This is a genomic window from Laspinema olomoucense D3b, assembly GCF_025370785.1.
Taxonomy (GTDB): Bacteria; Cyanobacteriota; Cyanobacteriia; order Cyanobacteriales; family Laspinemataceae; genus Laspinema; species Laspinema olomoucense.
The window spans coordinates 128,705-149,741 of the sequence record NZ_JAMXFA010000013.1; the positions used below are offsets into that span (position 1 = coordinate 128,705).

Here is a 21,037-nt window from a genome sequence, read left to right on the forward strand (position 1 = left end):
CCCCTTAATTATAATAACTTATTCCTGGTCAAGTTGTAGATTTGTCTCCCTGGATATAAGCCAGAGTAATTCCATGAAACAGTTACTTGCAAATCCTATTATTCTTCTTCTTGTCAGCGGAATAGGTCTCGTTTACATTTTATTATTCTATAACTCTGTCAGCAGAAATAAAAAAATAGCGACATGGCTAGAAGATGCCAGTATTTTTTTATTTTTATTTCAAATTCCCGGGTTAAGTATAGAACCATTTCCCCGATTTCATCCAATGGGACTCTACAACCTCGATAAAACAATGCCTGCTTTAGTAGTTCAAATTGTTGCGTATGCAGCGATTCTATTTGTATTATCACCCCAACTTAGGCGGAATCTTAAAGATGTAATTTATACTTTTTCTATTGTTACGATTAAAAACCCTTTTTTATTGATATTTCTATTGCTGATGTTGCTGTCTGCATTTTGGTCAGAAACAAGAGACTACACTTTAAAAGCATCTTCCGCCTTTTTATTGATTACAATTGTTTCGGCTTATATTGGCAAGCGCTATTCTTTTGAAAGAATTGATAAAATACTCCGGTGGACTCTGGCTTTAAATGCAATTGTCAGTGCTTATTACGCCCTGCTGGTTCCTTCGGTAGGAATCAATGCTACTAAAAATAGCTGGCAAGGAATTAATAGTCATGCAAATCCCTTTGCAGCGTTGATGGCTTTAAGTTCAGCACTCTGGTTATTTGAGACCTTGAACAATCCCAAACGTCGCTGGCTTTCTGGGGGTTTGAGTTTGTTGTCACTGTATGCTTTGCAGAGTGCTGAATCAGCAGGAGCAAGAGTCAACTTTCTAGCCCTAATAAGCTTGTTATTAGTGTCCCGGTTTCTAAAGCGTTTAAGTTTTCACTGGGCAATGTTTATGATTGTCCTTTTTCTAGTAGTAGGTATCAGTTTATCCCTAGTTGTTACAGAAAACCTGGAAGCCATTGTGGTCGATGGTTTGGGTAAGGATTTAACCTTAACGGGTCGAACACCCCTGTGGGAATATTTGATTGTAGAAAAGATCGCATTGCGGCCCTGGTTAGGCTATGGATTTCATGGATTTTGGCAACCTTGGCGCGGCAGTGACAACCCAGCAGCTAACTCCCTCGATGGTAAGCTCTGGATGCCGTCAGGGGATGGTTTTTGGACACCCCCTCACGCTCATAATGGCTTTATGGAGATTATTTTGGAGCTAGGTTGGGTGGGATTTTTTATATTCGCTCTTTCCTTTATCATCACTTTATTTGCCGTAGTCCAGTGTCTGGTTCGGAAGGAGCCTGGATACAAACCCATTGACTCCATCTTGCCCCTAATACTGTTTATGTACATCATTTTTCCAAACTTGACGATTAGCCGTCTAACCGAACCGACGGAAATTTGGTGTTTTTACGTGATCATAGCAGTGGGTACCAGTCTCGATCCGGTCAGGAAGCGATTAGACCAAAAAGAAAGAATGAAGAAGGATATTGCTTCCTTCCCTCTACCGAGAGGAACGTCATTTGATAAATATGGCTAAAGTTGCAAGTTTCCCATATAGGGTATTGTGGAAAATAGTACAAGTGATCGCTTCTTTTTTGCTTAAAGGATTTAGTTCAGGCATTAAGTCCCTTATTTAAAGGCAACTCTCAATCAATGAAAGGTAAGTAAGAAAACCTCTTGGAAAATTTTCTTGTGTCAAGTTTCTCTGTTTGTAAGAGAGGAGATTGACACAATAGAATACTTATTTACCACGAAGTACTTACCAATCTCCGCAATCTACTACCATTTTTCAATAATCATGATAGATATAAAACTTAAGGACACGGCACTGCCGTGTCCCTACAGTTGATGAACCCCTATCGGGTTTAGAGAAAATGGTGTAACGCCACTATATCGTGCCTATTCTACTAAATACGTCTTTCCTACCCTGGGAGTGGGGCAGGCAGGGACTCTTATTAGAATTCATGTAGAAAGAAAGAAAGAAAGTTTGTAATTCCTGATCGTTTCTATTTCGGGGAAAGTTTTCCCTTAAATTGCTCTACCTTGCGACTTATCTTCATTGCCAATTGTATATAGGGATTTTTTTCCATTTTTGCCACTCTCGCTCTACAAACTTTTAATTCGCGTTCTAGAGTTAACAACTTACTGGTATTAGTTAACTCTGGTATGCTTTCTTCTCGATCGGGCTGCAAGATGAGAATCCAGCTCTGCAAGTTAGGATGAGGCCAGTCAATGGGTTGACAAGTCAACCCTTCTGATTCTGCTAGTTCCTTCATCCGCTCTAAAGTGTAAGTCGTAACTCCAGGGTAGACCCATTCATCTCCCGTGTAGTTTTCTTCTCCCTTGACAAAAGTTGCTGCAAAAATACAGTTTTTCTTCATGACTTTCTTGGCTTCAGAAAAACATCTTTTAATCTGAGCTTGACTTGCATGGGAAAAAATGGACTGAGCGAGGATAAAATCAAATGATTGATTAAATGTGGTTAGGCTAAAATTACTATCATTGCTGAAGTGCGGTTGTTTAATATCGATTAATTCTTGACAGATTTCCTGCTTAATTCCTTGTTCTATCAATACTTTGTTCGGTTCTATTCCATAATATTTTCCTTGAAGTAAGTACGGTATAAAAAGCTTTCCACTTCTAAGAGAACCACACCCAATATCCAACAAAAAGTTATGTTCTCTCAATCCTAGCAGGGTGAGCAAGTTAAATTGAGTTGCTCCTTGAACATCATAAATTTCGGCTGGACCAACTGCTCCTCTATAATTTTTTGGATCTTTTGTAAAATCTTCTTGCTGGGTTGTCATAAGCTGTACTTGCTTGCTAACGATTGCTTACCAACTGTGTATTGGAAGGCTTTTGTAAGCCTAATAAAACGAGTAGACCTTGATTGGATTTATAAAGAAACTCTTAAATTATTCCCTCCTCATGCAGGATAACAAGGCATCATTTCGGCTAGAAGGTTTATGGCCTAACCGAATGGCTGACTTGGAAAAGGCTGGAGAAGTTGAAAGGTAGACTTTATAAATCAGGTTTTAGGTAATAACCCTGTTATACTATAAAAAACATCAAACGTCAATGAACTTACCACAACAGGCGCTTAAAGGAGTTGTTTGGTCCGCCATCCAGAATTGGGGCACTCAAGTTATCTCCTTTGTTGTATTCTTTGCCCTTGCCCGATTACTCGATCCGAAGGCATTCGGTTTGGTTGCCCTGGCTGGGGTGTTCTTCTCGTTTATGGAACTTTTTGTGGGGCAGGGATTCTCTAACGCGCTCGTTCAAAAACAGGAGCTAGATCCAGAACACCTAGACACTGCATTTTGGATTAACCTGAGTATCAGTGGGATTCTGATGGTGATTGCCATTGGATTTGCAGGGCCAATCGCCAATTGGTTCGATCAACCCCAGCTTGCTGCCATCTTGCAATGGATGTCAACTTGAACATCCTAAAAAGTAGGTATTCTTCGGCTCATGACAAGTTATTAACCCAGCTTTTCTAAGAAAAGTCTAGTTAACTACTCATCAAGAGTATAGTAGAAGAGGGTTGCAACTCCAAAGACTGATCCCAGATGGCGAAGGCTATTAGTTGGGTCTTCAATATAAGAGGTCACACTCTCTAAATCTGAAGTAACTGCTTCAAATTTAGCTTTATCTACAAAATTCCATAAGAGAGAATTGGGTTGAGAAAGACAGGTTTCTCGAATTCTTAAATAATTACCCTTAATCCATTGAGAACGCTCATATTCTACTGCTTTCTTAGAAACTTGAAAGTCCTGATTTTTTTTTGTATTTGTTCCCAGAATATTCAACAATCTTTTAATTTTTTTGCCAGCTTTAACTAGCCCAGGTTTGACAAGCTGACGAGTCATATGAAAGGTAGAATTTTGGGGCGGCCAAGGAGCCTTATCAAAGGGAAAACTGTGGAGCTGAGGCATTATCAATTTCATGATTTCATAATGGAGACTTTCTGAATATCGATAAGCCGGAGGTATAGCAAAAACTGCTTCCGTAAAAGGACGGGTACAGAATGGCGAAAAGAAATCCCCGATAGGTTTCACTTTTCGAGCATTACTACCCCCCCACCTTCTCACTCGTTCGTAAGTAGCATACAAATCGGGCACGTCATTAACAGAAAATCCATCATCAAGCGCTTCATCAATAAATTCATACAGAGCCTCTTGAGCAAGCGCTGTAGCTTCCGGACGGATAAAACCCCCTCGATTGCTAACGATCTTCTTTCCCATGTATTGTTTGAGTTCTTCCAGCTTACACCCAAACAGGAGATATTCCGGATTATTTCCTATTCCCCTAGAACTGCCAGAACCTACCCCCCATAAACTTGTAAATAAACTCTCAACATGGGCGGGTTGTCCTAAAACATCGGCGATGTACCATAAACTAATAGTGCCGTCATTTTGTCTGATTAATCGCTGAGTCGTTGTTTCCCAAGCTTCATTGACATCCTCATTTGTTCTAGTAATAGTTTGATGTCTTAGATTAAAAGCTTCAGCTATCTTAGAGGCAAGAATTACGTCAGGATTTTTGGAAAACCCATAGGTGTAATACTGAGCATCAATGCCCCCGTAAAGTAGGAAAGAAGCCATCAACCGGGAATCACGACCTGCCGTTATTGGACATTCTAACTCCCCCGCTCCTGCTGCTAAGTAACGACAGATTGTCGTCATTTCTTCAGCAAGTTGGCGCGTATCTTTTTGAGTTAAAGGGGTTTGAGGCTTCCGGGACAGTTGAGAACGGTTGTAATAATTACTACGGCTGGGTTCTGCACGACCCTGTTGCCACTTCCAATGTTGTGACCCAGGAATCACCCGGATTTCTTCATGTAATGTCCGGTCTGATCCAACCCAGCCCATAGTTAACCATTGGCTTACTCCTAGGGGATCAAAGGATTTAGCTTGACTAATTCGAGAAATGAGCCGCACGCTATTGCTGATTAGCCACATATCCTGGCGTTGAAGATAAAACACCTGCTCCATGCCTACAAAATCAGTAAGCAACTCAATTGATTCCTGATTTTGATCGAGCCTCACCACCACAAAATGTCCTTCTAATTCTTCGGGAAGGCTCTTCCAGTGGACATCCAGAGCCGAGGCATCATAGGCATTAAAGTCTCCGGAACGTGCGACTAAACAACCATCATAGAAGGTTGTTTGGTTTTCGTTAGCGAATACATATCTTCGGGATCTACCTTCATTCTCGCGCGTGTACATTGAAGCAGTAAAGCCAGATGTCCCAATACTCTGATGCCAAATCGTATCTGGATCTAGCTGTGGGTAAACCTGAGTCATCTGGCGGAGTTCTGCCATGACTTGAGGACGCTGTTCTTTGGGAAGATTCCACGCAATGAGAAAGAGATTCATAAAGATTTCTTACAGATGTTTATTTTTTTTGCGTACCTGGACTATACTCAAGACAGTTATTACCAGAGTGATGAGTAATGGTACGGTTTCAGCCTTCTAAGTGGGTGAAGGGTTTAACGAACAATCAAGGGTTTCAGCCTTGGATCCTCAAAATGTTTAGACAGTTGGTAGAGTCTAGAGTATGGTAGGATTTAGACAGTGTAACTAAACCATAACACAAAATTTTGTGGCTGTTTGAGTGGACGTATGGATAGAGGGGCATCTCCACGGTTTAGACGCTCATATGTAGCTGCTTCTAAGTGCGGAGGGATAAATTAGCTCCATATATGGTGCATTAAGTTCACTGTCTGACGCTATGTTCTTCTTTTGCCCTTGTCGAAATATGGTGATCGCCATATCCCTGATGAGGAGAGACCTAAGCGGATCTGACTATGTTTTTGAGTTGCTATTAGGAAAACCCGTCGTGAGCGCTGACCCTGTAACAGTTTTAGAATTCAATCAAGACCAAGGTTTTCCTGGAGTGACAGAAGAGGGATAGTTGACATGATTTCTCTAGGCTACAGGGATCTCTGTAGTCGAATCCCCGTTAAGCGTTAGCAAACTTTTCTAGGAACAAGGTGTGGTCAAGGAAACACTAAAACCCTGAGCCTATCCGGTCAAAGCTTCAATATTTTGAGCAAATTTGTTGCTAATTGGTTATATTGGAATTGGTAATTATGTTTTCAACAGTTAATGTCAACATTTATAAAAAATATGACCAAACTGAAGACCAGACTACTCCTGAAGTCAGCTATTGTTAAAACAGTTTATTCCAACTTAATCAATCCCCTCAAGTTGTTTGTAAATATTGAAGATTGGGGTGGGGAAGCAGTAGGGTCAAGAATAGGCTAAAATTCTACGGATTAGCTACGCAAGGGACTCAGTTCAAAGGAAGAATAAATACTAGGAGGTAAAAGCAAAAGTTGTGTCCGAAATAAACTTACGGCAACAAACCCTCAAAGGAGTCTTTTGGTCGGCTATCCAAAATTGGGGTTCTCAAGCAATTTCATTTGTTATTTTCTTTGTTTTGGCCCGTCTACTAGAACCAGAATCATTTGGTCTAGTTGCTTTAGCTAGTGTATTTTTTGCGTTTCTAGAGCTATTTCTAAATCAGGGATTTGCTCAAGCACTCATTCAACGGAAAAATGTTGAGGCAGAGCATCTCGATACAGCTTTTTGGATTAACTTTGTCATTGGGGTATTCCTAACACTGCTGGGCATTACTGCTGCTGAATCAGTCTCTGATTGGTTTGGAGAACCTAAGCTGACACCGATCCTACAATGGATGTCTGTAAGTTTTGTGATTTCAGCCTTTAGTAGTGTCCAGCAAGCCATCTTCCGCCGTAAATTTGCCTTTAAAGCTTTATCGAGCCGTTCCTTAGTGGCCACGTTGATTGGGGGATTGGTTGGCATAGGGATGGCATGGCAAGGCTTTGGGGTCTGGAGTTTAGTGGGCCAAAAATTAGCAAATGCTTTTGCTGGAGTCGTGGTACTCTGGTGGGCTAGTGATTGGAAACCTGGGTTTAAATTATCTACAAGACATGCGAAAGAATTGTTTAGCTTTGGCGTGAATATTATGGGGTCTCAAATTCTTACCTTTTTCATCCTCCGAGGAGATGATTTTTTAATTGGTAAATTTCTGGGACCTGTCCAATTAGGCTATTATACAGTGGCCTACCGGGTATTACTGACGATTTCCCAAATGCTTTACGGCACTATTAATCAAGTGGTATTACCTGGATTCTCTAGAATCCAAGAGGAACCGGAACGGGTACGAAGTGCCCTATGTACTTCAACAAAGTTATCAAATGCTATCTCATTTCCTCTTAGCTTAGGGGTAGCAGCACTAGCGCCAGAATTGGTGCTGCTTCTATTTGGAGAGAAGTGGACACCTAGTATTCCGGCCATGCAAATTTTGGCTTTTATTGGACCCATTCAATTGAGTCAGGGCATTAGTACAACATTACTGACAGCCCTGGGTAAGCCTAGCTGGAATTTAAGCATCAATTTTATTAATTCTGTCACTCATGTCATTGGTTTTTTGATAACCGTATGGTGGGGATTCATTGCCGTAGCGGCTGCACGGGTTGTTTGTGGTTATTTGGTCGTTCCCATTCGGATGTTAATGGTAAAGAAGCTGATCCAGCTCAAACTAACTACCTATTTTAATCAATTTACTACCCCTCTTGTGGCCTCGTTGACAATGGTTGCTGCTATATTTGGCGTGAAATATCTACTAAGTGGTTGGGTTCCCTTAGTTGGCATTCTCGGAGTTTCTCTGGGGATGGCTGCAATCGTCTATCCCCTAATGGTTTGGTTACTCGACCGGGAATTAGTAGGTGTAGTTCTGGATATGGGTTACTCCGTCATTTCCAGGAAGAAAAAGAATCAATAACCGTTTTTATTTTTAGGGATCAAGTGAATTATGAATCAACAAATTAAAGGCCGTATTTTTCTAGTGGGGTGTCCGCGATCAGGAACTACCCTATTGCAAAGTATGATAGCGGCCCATCCAAAGATCGCGTCTTTTCCTGAATCCCACTTTTTTGAACACCTGAATGGGGCTTGGCCATGGGGTCCCGTATTGGGACTTGCTTCACGACGTGCCCAATCTCAATTAGAGAAGTTTCTCAAGGTGATTGATCACCAAAACAAGGAGAGGTTAATCCCTCAAAATGCTTTGTTTAGCCAACCGTATGCGTCGGCATTTATTCAGGTACTAGATCAGGTTACTGAAGAACAAGATAAGAGTCTGTGGCTGGAAAAAACGCCTCAACATTTACACCAAATCGAGACGATAGAAAAATTTGTGAAAGATGCTAAGTTTATCCATTTGATCAGAAATGGGGCTGATGTAGTATCGTCTCTCTACGAAGCATCTCGTAAACATTCAGAAAAGACGTGGGGTGGTCCTTGGAGTATTGATCAATGCATTCAAACCTGGGTTAAAGATGTAGAAGTTTCTCTATGGTATAAAGATAAATCAAATCATACTCTAGTACGCTATGAACACCTTGTAGATGCTCCGGAATCTATATTAATAAAGCTATCTGAATTTATGGGGGTAGAGTTCGATCAGAAAATGTTGCAAGATTATGGTGAAGCTGCAAAACAGGTTGTTCGTGAACATGAGTGGGCATGGAAAGCCGCAGCAAGTGAACCAATTCGTAATGCAAACGGAGAAAAATTTGCCAAGCTTTTCGATGCACAAGAAAGAGAATATATTCTCCAAAAAGTAGCCCAAGTAAAACTAGATCATTTAAGTGATAAATATACTACGGTTTAATGGAAAGGCTTAAGTGAAATGGTAGGGGAGATGCTATTTTTGTAAGTGAATAGCATCTCTTTTACTGACTTCTCCCTTAACCGAACAACTCATGAAACAATCGTCTTAACTTGTCCATAATTGATGATGAATACCCCTATTGCCTTTATTATTTTTAATCGCCCCGATACCACGGCACGAGTCTTTGAGGCAATTCGCCAAGCAAAACCCCCCCAATTATTAGTAGTTGCTGACGGCCCTCGGGAAAAGAGACCGGGGGAAGCCGAAAAATGCGCCGCTACTCGGGCAGTCATCGATCAAGTAGATTGGGAGTGCGAAGTTCTCAAAAATTATTCTGAAACTAATTTAGGCTGCAAGCGCCGAGTGTCTAGTGGGATCGATTGGGTCTTCCAAACCGTTGACGAAGCGATTATTGTTGAGGATGACTGCCTGCCTCAACCGGAATTTTTCTCCTACTGCGATGAACTGCTTGAGCGATACCGACAGGATACCCGAGTCATGCATATCGCGGGTAGCAATTTCGGTATTACGGGTAAAAATCCCCAGGAAAGCTACTATTTTTCGCGACGCACTCATATTTGGGGATGGGCTACTTGGCGTCGCGCTTGGCAGCATTACGATGTCAGTATGAGGTTATGGCCCGAACTGAAACAACAAAATCGCCTCATTGAAATTGTTGGTAATAAACCTGAAGCTGACAAAAAAACTGAGATTTTTGATAAAGTCTATGCTGGAGAGGTGGATACCTGGGATTATCAATGGCATTTTACCTGTTTGTGGAATGGAAATTTTACCATTATTCCCAATACAAATATGGTAGAAAATATTGGATTTCACCAAGATGCTTCAACTCATACCACAGCACCCCCCGGTGATTTTGGGGATCTGAAAGTCGGGAAATTACAGTTTCCCCTCATTCATCCTAAATTTTTTATTAGAGAAGATGAGGCCGACACTTTATATTTTAATAAGATGCACAACCCGACGCTACTAACAAAAATAAAAAAGAGGATTACTAAATTATTTTAAAAAGCCAAGGGATCAGCGAAGCAGGAAAAATCCTAAAGTTGATTGAATGAATCGGTCACCGTTAAATCAAAAGACGTAAAGTGCAGGCATCTGACTAGACTAACAAGTAACTTGATGTTAGTTTAGCTCATTACACCCGGGAACGTAGTTTTCAAATAACAAGGAGAGATATGATTTTTTTGATTGTTGGTGCTAACTTCTATAACAAAGGTGCTCATTTAATGTTACTGAGTGTCATCGAATCTCTAAAGCAGCGATATCCAAATAGCCGTATTTGTGTGAGTCCGACGATTGGAACCCAGGAGCAAATAGATAGCTTAGGGGTGGAAATTTTAGACTATCCCCTGTTTCATGTGGGGGCGGGAAAAACCTTTGAGCGTTACTTGAAGTTTGGTAAGTTTCTGCGATTTCTCCGTAACGATCCCAAAGGAACAATCAAATGGAAAAATGTAGATGCAATTTTTGATATTTCTGGTTTTGCATTTTCGGATCAATGGGGAATTAATCCGGTAAAAAATCTTAGTATTTTTTTAGATGCGGCGGTCAAAAATCATACCAAATATATTTTGATGCCACAAGCTTTTGGCCCATTTGAAGGGGAAGGCATGAAAAAATATATGACAGAGGTATTGCAGAAAGCGGATTTAGTGTTTCCCCGCGATCGCGTCTCTTACGAGTATGTTAGTTCTCTGGTGAATGATCCAGATAAAATTAAAATAGCTCCAGATATTACTTTAACCTATGGGGGGGAAAGTCAGGAGCTAGGGAACTATTGCTGTGCGATTCCGAATGGCAGAATCTTAGATCAAGGGGCGGAACTGTGGGCAACAGAATATGAAAAGCTATTGAATGAGACGATCGCAAAAATATGTAGCCAAACGGATCTGCAAGTGAAGGTCCTGATCCACGATACGGGAAAGATAGATTCAGAACTCGCCCAAAAACTTGTAGAAAACAATGATAGCGATCGCGTCACAATCGTTGCTGAAGAAGATGCACTCAAACTCAAAAAAGCCATCGCTCAGAGCCAGTTTGTGATCGGGTCTCGCTTCCATTCCCTCGCCTCTGCTTTATCGTCAAATGTACCCTCAATTGCCTTGGGATGGTCTCATAAATACACGATGCTGTTTGACAATTATGGAGTCGCTGAATATTCCTTTTTAGCACCGGATCCTAAAATTCTGGAGCGTCTTGATACCCTTCTAAATCCTGGAGATCGCGCGGCGATTCGCTCTAAATTGCAGCAGGCAAACGAAAAGGTAAAAGCCGAGTCGGAAAAAATGTGGGCAGCGATCGGAGCAAAACTATGAAAATTTTACATTTAAGTCAATCCGACATAGAAGGCGGTGCCGCTAGAGGGGCCTATTGGTTGCATAATGCCTTGCAACAGGCGGGGGTGGAATCCCAAATGCTGGTAGCTTCTAAAGAAAGTCATGCTCCCGCTGTCATCGGTCCATCAGGAAAAGTTAGAAAGGGATTGCAAGAACTGCGCTGCAAAATCGATGGGTTTCCCCTGTCTTTTTATCCAGACCGAGACCCACTATTCTCTTTATCTTGGCTGCCTAATAATACCGTTAAACAAGTGAATAGTATTGATCCGGATATTATTAACCTTCACTGGTTAGGCTTGGCTTTTTTAACGCCTGAAAGTTTAGCAAAATTTAAGCAACCACTTGTCTGGACATTGCGGGATATGTGGGCCTTTACTGGGGGGTGTCATTATACCGGAAATTGTGAAAACTACCTAACTCAATGTGGCGCTTGTCCTGCTTTAAAATCTGATAAACCGAACGATATTTCTCGGCAATTTTGGGCCAAAAAGTTTAAAGCGTGGCAGGACCTAAATTTTACAGTTGTGACGATTAGTCATTGGTTGGCAGATTGTGCAAAAGAAAGCAGCATTCTTAAGAACAAAAAAATCCAAGTCATTCATAATGCGTTGGATGAATCAAAATATAAGCCGATGCCGAAAAAAATCGTTAGGGATATACTCGGCTTAAATCCTGAGAAAAAAATTGTTTTGTTTGGGGCTGTGAATGCGACTTCAGAAAAGAGAAAGGGATTTCAATATTTAGTAACCGCTCTAAATAAGCTGGCCCTTAGTGGTCTGAGCGAAAACATCGAATTGGTGGTTTTCGGGGCTTCAAAACCTAAAAATCCTCCCGATTTGGGGATGAACGTAACTTACATGGGATGGCTGAACGATGACATTTCGTTGGCGATCCTTTATGCAGCGGCTGACGTAATGATAGTGCCTTCACTGCAAGAAGCGTTTGGAAAGACAGCGATGGAATCGTTAGCTTGCGGGACACCCGTGGTGTCTTTTGATTCGACCGGGTTAAAAGATATTGTGGAACATCAAAAGAATGGCTACCGTGCGGAGTGTTTTAGTTCGGAGGATTTAGCGAATGGAATTCGCTGGGTTTTGGAGGACGAAGAACGCTGGCAGGCTTTGTCCCGTCGAAGCCGAGAAAAAGTAGAGCAAGAGTTTACACTGGAAGTACAGGCCCGCACTTATTTAAAGCTTTATGAAGAGATTTTGCAGTCTTCTAATCAGTCGGTTAGGGGATGATAGGAGTTGGGAAATTTTGACTACAATAGGTCTGGATATATGGAAAGAAAGACTATAGCTGCGATCGCCACTTGTCACAACCGCAAGGATAAAACTTTGGCAAGTCTGGACGCGCTGTTCAAGCAAAAACTCTCCGATGATGTGCAGCTTGATGTTTACCTCGTAGATGATGGCAGCACTGACGGCACGACGGAAGCAGTTTTACAAACTTATCCTCAAGTCAAGATGATCTCGGGGGATGGTAACTTATTTTGGAATGGCGGTATGCGTGTCGCGTTTGGGGAAGCGCTTAAAGCAGATCCCGACTACTATATTTGGTTTAATGACGATACGGATCTTTATCCCAATGCGGTGGCAAAATTGCTTTCCACCTACCAGAGTTTAAGCGATCGCGGCGAGTCAGAAAGCATCGTTGTGGGCGCTACCTGTGACCCGGAAACTGGAAAATTGACCTATGGCGGGATGGTGCAAAGTACCTGGTGGCATCCCCTGAAATTCCAGTTACTCCAACCCAGTCAAGACCCTCAACCTTGCCATACCATGAACGGCAATTGTGTGCTGATCCCGCAAAAAGTGGCACGGTTAGTGGGTAACCTCGATCCCAACTTCATCCACAGTACCGGAGATCTGGACTATGGACTACGGGTGAGACAAGTTGGAGGGTCAGTTTGGTTGGTCCCCGACTATATCGGCACCTGCGCTACCCATGCAAAACAGGAAGACTATTGGGAGAATCCGGACCTGACATGGCGCGATCGCTTTAAAAAAGCAACCCAAGCCAAAGGTTTACCGCCGAGAGAGTGGAAAGTTTTTGCCCAACGTCATGCAGGACCATTCTGGCTATTTTATTGGGTATTGCCCTATATCCGATTGCTGTTCTCGGCTATTCGTGGGGGCAAAATGGGCAGTCAAATTAATACCTAATTAATACCTAATTCAGCGCGGTTGTTTCCCTCAACAGCAAAGGGTTTCGAGAGTCGGGGGCAATATCAGGAGTCAAATCAATGCTTAGACGAGTGGCTTTGTTAACCAACTTTATTCCACCGTATCGGTTGCCGCTTTACAAGGCGATCGCCGATCGCGTTCCGGACTTTCAAGTATTCATAAGCACCCCGATGGAAGCCAATCGCAGTTGGAGTCCCAACTGGGATGGATTGAACGTTACCGTCCAAAAAAACCTCACCCTCCAGCGGAGTTGGAAGCATCCTCATGGGTTCTCTGAAAATTTGTACGTTCACATTCCCTACGATACCCTTTGGTCCTTGCGGCAGTACCGTCCCGATGTGGTCATTTCAGGAGAAATGGGGATGAGAACCGCTCAAGCCCTGTTGTATCGTAAGTTAAACCCAAACAGCCGGATGATTCTATGGGCCACAGTGTCTGAATATAGCGAACTGGGTCGGGGAAAGCTACGAGAAAAATTGCGACAAGTTCTTGTTCCCCAGGCGGATGCACTCCTGGTGAATGGACAAAGTGGGGCGCGCTATGTCCGCCAGTTTGGAGTCAGTGACCCGAGCATTTTTTTCGCCCCTTACACGACGAATATCGACCCTTTTCTTGCGGTTCCCCTTTCCAGAGGGCCGTTAGATGCCTACCGACTGTTATATGTCGGGCAGTTGGTGGAGCGGAAGGGGATCGAACCCTTTTTGTCTACCCTAGAACGGTGGGCAAAGGCTCATCCAGACCGGACCTTAGAATTTTGGCTGGTGGGAGAGGGGCCGTTGAGGAGCCGCTTGGAGCAACAAGTGTGGCCCTCCAATTTAAGACTACGATTTTTAGGGAATGTGGAGTACGGGAAGTTACCGGAGGTTTACGCACAGGGGGGGATTTTTGCCTTTCCGACTTTAGCCGATGAATGGGGGTTGGTGACCAATGAGGCGATGGCAGCAGGGTTGCCAGTATTGGGGAGTTCTTACAGCCAATCGGTAGAAGAATTAGTGGTAGAGGGGGAAACAGGGTGGCAGTTTCGTCCCGATGAACCGGAGGAAATGTACTCGGCACTGGAGCGATCGCTGTCGATGTCCGTTGCACAGTTGGAACAGATGAGGACTAAAGCCCGCGATCGCATCCAATACTTAACTCCAGATTTCGTGGCGGATAACATCCTCAAAGCCATTGAATCAGTTTGCTAATCGGCTCTTGAATCCGGTCCCTTGTTTCGGGATCAAGGGACCGGTATTCAGGCTTCTTCGGTTAAGTCATATTCAGAGTTTTCTGGAGTCCCTCACCTCAGCAATTTTTGAGGATCAAGACTGTCTGCATACTCTCTTGACAAAAGAGTTATGTACGGCTATATTCAGAGAATTAATCTTTCTTGTAACTCTTCTATTGTTACTTCAATAGCTCGTCTTCTAATCCACCCGTACATAGGATTAAACCCCCATGGACGAGTCTTGCCTGGGTTAATTTTTAAAAAATAAAAACCTTAAGCGGGAGCAGAACCCATGAATATTCATGAAATTTATCGTCCAATTTTAACTTATTTCCGAAAGAAAAGGCTGAAAAAATTTTATAGCTTTTTCCAAATAACAGAAGAAACCAAATTATTAGATATAGGAGGAGATCTTTTTTTTTGGGAGTTGGCTAAAAATGAAGGGTACTCTTTACCGAAGATTACCATCGTGAACCTGTATCCTAGTAACCGGGAGTTGCCAGAAAATATAGATTGGGTAGTAGCTGATGGAACAAAACTCCCGTTTGATGATTTATCATTTGACATCGCTTTCTCGAATTCCGTTATCGAACACGTAGGGAGCTGGGAATCCCAAGTAGATTTTGCCAAAGAAATTAAAAGAATATCCCATCAATATTTCATACAAACTCCCAGTCAATCCTTCCCCGTAGAACCGCACCTGTTAACTCCCTTCATCCATTGGCTTCCCAAAAAAGCCCAGCGGCCCTTACTCCGAAATTTTACCGTATGGGGGCTACTAACTCGTCCTACTCAAAACTATTGTGACAAGTTGTTAGCCGAACTCCAGTTATTACAGAAAAAACAGATGGAAGAACTGTTTCCCGAGGGTAAAATTTTGGTTGAAAAATCCTTTGGACTGGAAAAATCGTTAATTGCCATCAAATCATCCTAAAGGCTCTCTTAAAGATGAAGAATCACAAAACAACCCCTCGGGCTTAAGTCCCCTAAAAAAACTGGTGATATTCCTAGGGGCTAATCGAGAACCCCGTCATCTTTAATGACCACGGATTATCAACCCAGGGAAAATGCTTTTGAATCGAATTCAGCGCCAGGTCCTCACGTTTCTACTGTTCCTCGGTTTAGCCACTGGAATGGTCGTAGGTTTAAAGAGCCTTTCAGTAGAGCGGGGGGTCAATTTAGGACAACCGGAGACGGAGATCCCTGCAACCCTGTTTGGGATGCACCTGCATCATGTGGCCACTATCCCGACCTATCGCACAAATCCACCGATAACGGAAGAGACCCCCTGGCCTTCTGTTCCCATCCCGACTTGGCGTTTGGTGGCCGCTTATGTGGACTGGTTTGCCTTAGAACCCCGGAAAGGTGAATGGAATTTTGAAATTTTGGACAAATCGTTGGAGTTAGCGGAAAAACATCAGGTAGAACCCTTGATGTACCTGGGGTTTTCTCCCAGGTGGGCTTCACAACGACCGGACGAGCCATCGGCTTTTGGCCCTGGGAAAGCGGCTCCCCCCCAAAATATAGAGGACTGGCGCAACTACGTTCGTACTGTAGCAACACGCTACAAGGGAAGGATCCACTACTATGAGCTCTGGAACGAACCCAATGGTTACAAGCGCTTCTACACGGGTACGATCTCAGAAATGTTGGAGCTATGCCGGGAAGCTTACCAAATTCTCAAGGAAGTCGATCCCACAATCACCGTAGTTTCTCCATCGGCAACGGGGGACTGGGGTAGTTCTCCCGGGGTTGAGTGGCTGGATGAATTTCTCAGTCAAGGGGGAGGGGACTATGCGGATGTCATTGGGTATCATTTTTATGTGATGCCTGGGCCTCCCGAAAACATGGTGCCGTTGATTCAAAAAGTAAAAGCAGTGATGGCGAAGCACGGACAGAATCATAAGCCACTGTGGAATACGGAGTGTAGTTGGTTAGGCGATGAAGCTTTTTTTTCTGAAGACAACGCTGCTGCTTATGTTGCACGCTCTTATGTTTTGAATTGGGCGGCTGGTGTGGAGCGTCTGTACTGGTTTGCTTGGGATTCGACTTCGGGAGTACAGATCCACTTAACCCGCTCGGATCACGAAACCCTGACACCGGCTGGGGTTGCCTATGCTGAAGTGCAAAAATGGCTGGTAGGAGCGCAGATGCGGTCCTGCGAAGCACAGTGGGATCAAACTTGGATTTGCTCGTTGGAGCGCGATCGCAGGTATCGCGGCTGGATTGTCTGGAATCCCCAAAAAGAGTTAATGTTGTCCGTCCCAGAAGACTGGGAGATTGAGGGGGTGCGAGACTTAACGGGAGATCGGCACACCGGGTCAATAGACTTGGTAAAGATTGGTCCCACTCCTATCCTCTTAGAAAACTCGGCGTTTACACTCAACCCTGATCTCCAATCCCATTTAAGTTCTGAGCGATCGCGGGTCAAACTTTGACTTTTTATGAGTTTAGGATGAGTTTATGTTATCCCAGCCGTTAAGTTTGCCGAGTCTTTGAGTTGCTTGATGATAAAGTCTGCAAATTTTTTGGCATCGGAACCCATTAAATGAATCCCATCATAAGTGGTCCAATCTGCGGTAGTAGGTTCGGGCAACCACTCAAAGGTATCTGGAGGAAACAGCGATTGGATCAGCGAATGTTCCTCTTGTTTTTGGAGGGTGTTGGCAACCTTGGGTTCCCCGGGTACATTAAATAAAATAAGCCGCACACCTTGTTTTTGAATTTCGCTGATTTGTTGTTTGATCAGTTGAGATTGTTCGGTAATCTGTTGTTTGATCTCAGGGGATAAATGATTCTGAGATCGCTCTACAACTTTCCTGATTAATTTGTCTCTTAGGTCCTCACTGACCACTTGATTTAATGCCAGACTTGGATCTCCTCCCGAGCGATTTTTTAAATAGCTAACCAAGATGCTAACAGGCTGGTATTCTTCCCTAAAGATGGGCAGCCAAGTTTTCACCAGATTTAATAGAGGATTCTGAATTGGAGCGATGATGTCGGCTTCAGGTTCTAGAATCAACGTAGAGTTGAGTTCTACCAGTAAAATTTCAGGTTTTTGGGGTTTGAGAGTGACCAGTTTTAATCCGGTTTGACTGCTTCCTCCAGATATGGCGATATTTTTAACAGGATTACCATTAAAGTATTTTTCGCGGAGTTCCGACGTCAGGGAACTCCCGAGGAGAACGACTTTGGGATTGCGATCACTATAAATATAGCGTTCAGCTTTGATCTGGTTAATTTGGCGTTGATTTATCCCTTCACTCGATGGGACAACACCCCCAACCACTAAAGTCCAATACAACACCAAGAAAAACACAGAAACTAACAGAGTACGCAATAGAGAGCGCATCATTTGGGGTCTATATAATCCCACAGATCCTTTAGAATTGGAAGTATATAAATGCATTAGAACTACCACTATTGAGAAATAGCAAGACCAGCATGATACCGAACATGATATCGTTCCCCCATCTTACCCATCGTTTTTTTGAAAGGCGATCGCCATTAAGGGCCAGTACCCTTTGTAACGGGGGAAAATGAGGAAGGTGATACAGTAACACCGGCAATGAGAAAATCATCACGGGAACGATGTAGGTTAAACCGGGTTTGATGTTGACGTTCCGAAATAAAGTCACCACAAAATCAACCGCATGACTAAACTCAGGCAACTTAAACAAGAGCCATCCCATTGACACAAAAGAAAACACCCAAATTATTCTCAGAGAATCAATGATAAATTGCTGCCAGGATGGGGTTGGCAATGCAGTGGTGGAATGCTTAACTTTTTGATCCAGACCGATTAATCTCTCAGCGGCTAATCCCACCCCATGAAAAATTCCCCAGACGGCATAACTCCAAGCTGCACCATGCCACATCCCCCCCAAAGTCATGACCAACATCAGGTTAATGTAGGTTCTCGTTTTTCCCTTGCGGTTCCCCCCCAAGGGAATATATAAGTATTCTCGCAACCAAGTCGATAAGGAGATATGCCAGCGCCTCCAAAATTCAGTAATTGACCGAGAAATGTAGGGAAAATCAAAGTTTTCGGGCAGGTGGTAGCCAAAGGCTGCGGCTAATCCGATCGCAATCAGGGAGTACCCGGCAAAATCAGCGAAGATTTGCATCGAGTAGCCAAAAAGCAGGACAAGATTCGTAACCGTTCCTAATCCTTGGTAGTAGGGATAGTCGATCCAAAATGTATAGTCTTTTAAGTTATCGGCTATGACCATTTTTAGAAAGTAGCCAGTAACTAAGTAATGAAAGACAATATTCCATGGAATTTCTTTAAAATATTTTGTGTGGATCTGAGGATAGAAATCTTTAGCTTTAACAATAGGACCCGCTACTAATTGGGGGAAAAATGATATAAAAAAAGCCGTTTTAAAAAGATAAGTTTTAAAATCATCTAAACTCTCGTGTTCCGATCGAGAAAGCGTTTCAGAACTGAGTTCTTCCTCGCGAAGGACATCTACGACTAAACTAATTCCCTGAAAAGTGTAAAAAGAAATTCCGATGGGTAAGGGTAACTGCAAAAGCAACGATATCAGTCCATCTTCCGGTTGGCTTACCTTGACAATTTGTAGACCGAGATTCGTCAATAAGGACCCATACTTGAAGAGACCGAGGATAGCCAGATTACTAACCACTCCCAAGGTCCCCCAAAACATCCGCTGTTTTTTGTGCGAGTGTTGAGCTACTTTGAAACTCGTCACGGCGTTGATTAAAATTGATAAGCACAGCAGCAGCAGTAGCGAAGGAGAACCCCAAGCATAAAAGACAAAGCTGGCAACAATGAGAAGAGGAACCTGAGTTTTTTGAAATCTGGGCAAGTAATAGAGCGAAAATGTTAGGAGAACTAAAATTAAAAAAGGAAAGCTATTGAATAACATAAGCTAGGTTTAGGAAAGCTGATATCTACCAATCTCAGAGTAATGGAATCGCAAAATCGATGGAGTTAAATCAGGCCAAAACTACTAGGACCCGTTAACCGATGAACCTAGGGAAAGAGATGCAGTTCTTAGGGATCAAAGCTATTCTCCATTCAATTAATTAGCGGAGATGGAATTGTTTGATTGCTTCGCTGTGTATTTTATCACTTTTTTTAGGCCGTGGGGAGGGGGAAGACAAACTTTACAAAAATTATATAATCTTCCATTGCTCAGAAAAAAGCAGTCGGGAGTAGGAACAGGGCGATCGCCAAGATTCTGGGCCAGGGGAAAAACAACAGTGGCCTCACTCCGAAAATCATCCACGGGGTAAGAATGCCCTGGTCTAGTAAGCGATCGCAGCAGCGATTCCCAGCTCTTACTTCCGCTACAATCAAGAAAAACTGTTTACTCTTATTCAGCCACCGGCTTATCCTATGAAAATCTTACAACTCCATAACTTTTACAAAATTTCTGGCGGCGAGGATGTAGTAGTTCGTGCAGAAAAAAACGTGCTGGAAGCTCATGGCAACTCCGTCGCTTTGCTGGATGTTGACAATGATGCAATCGCCTCAAAGTTCAGCCAAGCCATGACTGCTGTCAACGCGATCTACTCCCATGCCTCCAAACAACGGGTTTTGCAAGAAATTAATCGCTTTCGACCGGATATCGTCCATGTGCATAATTTTTTCCCTTTGCTATCCCCCGCCGTTTATGATGCCTGTCGGGAAGCTAGGGTGCCGGTGGTACAAACCCTGCACAACTTCCGCCTGTTTTGCTCTAATTCCTTCTTTTATCGGGATGGGAAAGTTTGCGAAGACTGTATGGGAAAATTCTTCCCTACCCCGGCAGTGGTTCATGCTTGTTACCGGGATAGTCACGTCGGTTCGGCGGTAGTGGGGACGATGCAAACTGTACACCGGATCCGAGGGACTTGGCGCGATCGCGTAGAGCGCTACATTGCTTTAACTGACTTTGCTCGTAACAAATTTATCGAAGGTGGATTACCGGCGAACAAAATCACAGTGAAACCTAATTTTGTATCGGTCGATCCCGGTTGCGGTGAGGGTCGAGGAGACTATGCACTCTTTGTGGGACGACTCTCCCCGGAAAAAGGTATCGAGACCCTCATCACCGCCTGGGAAAAACTGGGCGATCGCATTGGTCTAAAAATTATCGGGGACGGACCATTATCCCCCACTGTAGAACAAGCTGCTACCCGGATTCCAGGGGTGGAATGGATGGGAAGGCAGTCACAGAATCAACTCCAAGCCTTACTGAAAAATGCCCAAGTTTTGATATTTCCCTCTCTTTGGTATGAGACCTTTGGTCTGGTCGTCATTGAAGCCTATGCCGCAGGAGTGCCAGTGATTGCCAGTAACTTAGGTACAATGTCCTTATTGATTGATCCCGGTCGCACGGGACTGCTCTTTCGTGCTGGAGATGCCCAAGACTTGCAAGAGCGCGTAGAGTGGATGTTATCCCATCCCCAAGAAGTTAAGAAGATGCGGCAGGAAGCCCGACGGGAGTTTGAGTCTAAATACACAGCGACACAGAACTATCAGCAGCTCATGGAAATTTATGAAACCGTTCGCTCTTAACTCTGTGGCTTTCTCGGGCCGGATTTCTATTAGACAGTCTACACGG

16 protein-coding genes are annotated in these 21,037 nt (G+C 43.4%); 12 read left to right on the forward strand and 4 right to left on the reverse strand.

Annotation, left to right across the window (positions count from 1 at the left end):
• The first annotated feature begins 73 nt into the window (after nt 1-73).
• Nucleotides 74-1,543 carry an O-antigen ligase family protein gene (locus NG792_RS11940; RefSeq protein WP_261235558.1) on the forward strand — a complete coding sequence of 490 codons (1,470 nt, stop codon included), beginning with the start codon at nt 74-76 and terminating at the stop codon, nt 1,541-1,543.
• Between the two features lie 469 nt (nt 1,544-2,012).
• On the opposite strand, the gene NG792_RS11945 is transcribed toward NG792_RS11940, so the two are convergent.
• A complete protein-coding gene (locus tag NG792_RS11945; protein WP_261235559.1) occupies nt 2,013-2,813 on the reverse strand; it encodes a methyltransferase in 801 nt (266 codons plus the stop codon).
• Nucleotides 2,814-3,084: 271 nt separating this feature from the next.
• Here NG792_RS11945 and NG792_RS11950 point away from each other — a divergent pair, with 271 nt between their 5' ends.
• On the forward strand, nt 3,085-3,447 hold the full coding sequence (locus NG792_RS11950; RefSeq protein ID WP_261235560.1) for an oligosaccharide flippase family protein: 363 nt from the start codon (nt 3,085-3,087) through the stop codon (nt 3,445-3,447).
• A gap of 74 nt (nt 3,448-3,521) precedes the next feature.
• Here NG792_RS11950 and NG792_RS11955 read toward each other — a convergent pair whose 3' ends face one another.
• Nucleotides 3,522-5,384: an asparagine synthetase B family protein gene (locus NG792_RS11955; RefSeq protein WP_261235561.1), complete on the reverse strand. Its 1,863-nt coding sequence runs from the start codon at nt 5,382-5,384 to the stop codon at nt 3,522-3,524.
• 964 nt (nt 5,385-6,348) lie between these two features.
• Here NG792_RS11955 and NG792_RS28950 point away from each other — a divergent pair.
• From NG792_RS28950 to NG792_RS12000, 9 genes are all read left to right on the forward strand, one after another.
• Entirely contained in the window at nt 6,349-7,818 is a 1,470-nt protein-coding gene (locus tag NG792_RS28950) for a lipopolysaccharide biosynthesis protein (protein ID WP_261235562.1), read from the forward strand.
• A 30-nt stretch (nt 7,819-7,848) separates the two neighbouring features.
• Nucleotides 7,849-8,709 carry a sulfotransferase family protein gene (locus tag NG792_RS11965; RefSeq protein ID WP_261235563.1) on the forward strand — a complete coding sequence of 287 codons (861 nt, stop codon included), beginning with the start codon at nt 7,849-7,851 and terminating at the stop codon, nt 8,707-8,709.
• Between the two features lie 123 nt (nt 8,710-8,832).
• A complete protein-coding gene (locus NG792_RS11970) occupies nt 8,833-9,738 on the forward strand; it encodes a glycosyltransferase family 2 protein (protein ID WP_261235564.1) in 906 nt (301 codons plus the stop codon).
• A 170-nt stretch (nt 9,739-9,908) separates the two neighbouring features.
• Nucleotides 9,909-11,048, forward strand: a complete 1,140-nt coding sequence (locus tag NG792_RS11975) for a polysaccharide pyruvyl transferase family protein (protein ID WP_261235565.1) — start codon at nt 9,909-9,911, stop codon at nt 11,046-11,048.
• Nucleotides 11,045-12,310, forward strand: a complete 1,266-nt coding sequence (locus tag NG792_RS11980) for a glycosyltransferase family 4 protein (RefSeq protein WP_261235566.1) — start codon at nt 11,045-11,047, stop codon at nt 12,308-12,310. Before NG792_RS11975 ends, NG792_RS11980 begins: the two co-directional genes overlap by 4 nt.
• Nucleotides 12,311-12,349: 39 nt before the next feature.
• On the forward strand, nt 12,350-13,234 hold the full coding sequence (locus NG792_RS11985; RefSeq protein ID WP_261235567.1) for a glycosyltransferase family 2 protein: 885 nt from the start codon (nt 12,350-12,352) through the stop codon (nt 13,232-13,234).
• Between the two features lie 80 nt (nt 13,235-13,314).
• A complete protein-coding gene (locus NG792_RS11990) occupies nt 13,315-14,442 on the forward strand; it encodes a glycosyltransferase family 4 protein (RefSeq protein WP_261235568.1) in 1,128 nt (375 codons plus the stop codon).
• Between the two features lie 489 nt (nt 14,443-14,931).
• Nucleotides 14,932-15,396, forward strand: coding sequence for a class I SAM-dependent methyltransferase (locus NG792_RS11995; protein ID WP_261235569.1), 465 nt, complete (start codon nt 14,932-14,934; stop codon nt 15,394-15,396).
• Between the two features lie 133 nt (nt 15,397-15,529).
• Nucleotides 15,530-16,900, forward strand: coding sequence for a GH39 family glycosyl hydrolase (locus tag NG792_RS12000; RefSeq protein ID WP_261235570.1), 1,371 nt, complete (start codon nt 15,530-15,532; stop codon nt 16,898-16,900).
• A gap of 23 nt (nt 16,901-16,923) precedes the next feature.
• Here the strand turns inward: NG792_RS12000 and NG792_RS12005 are convergent, their stop codons facing one another.
• Entirely contained in the window at nt 16,924-17,817 is an 894-nt protein-coding gene (locus NG792_RS12005; protein ID WP_261235571.1) for a hypothetical protein, read from the reverse strand.
• A 28-nt stretch (nt 17,818-17,845) separates the two neighbouring features.
• Nucleotides 17,846-19,294, reverse strand: coding sequence for an MBOAT family O-acyltransferase (locus NG792_RS12010; protein WP_261235572.1), 1,449 nt, complete (start codon nt 19,292-19,294; stop codon nt 17,846-17,848).
• A 533-nt stretch (nt 19,295-19,827) separates the two neighbouring features.
• Here NG792_RS12010 and NG792_RS12015 point away from each other — a divergent pair.
• Nucleotides 19,828-20,991 (forward strand): glycosyltransferase, encoded by a 1,164-nt coding sequence (locus NG792_RS12015; protein ID WP_261235573.1) that lies wholly within the window; start codon nt 19,828-19,830, stop codon nt 20,989-20,991.
• Nucleotides 20,992-21,037 lie beyond the last annotated feature (46 nt).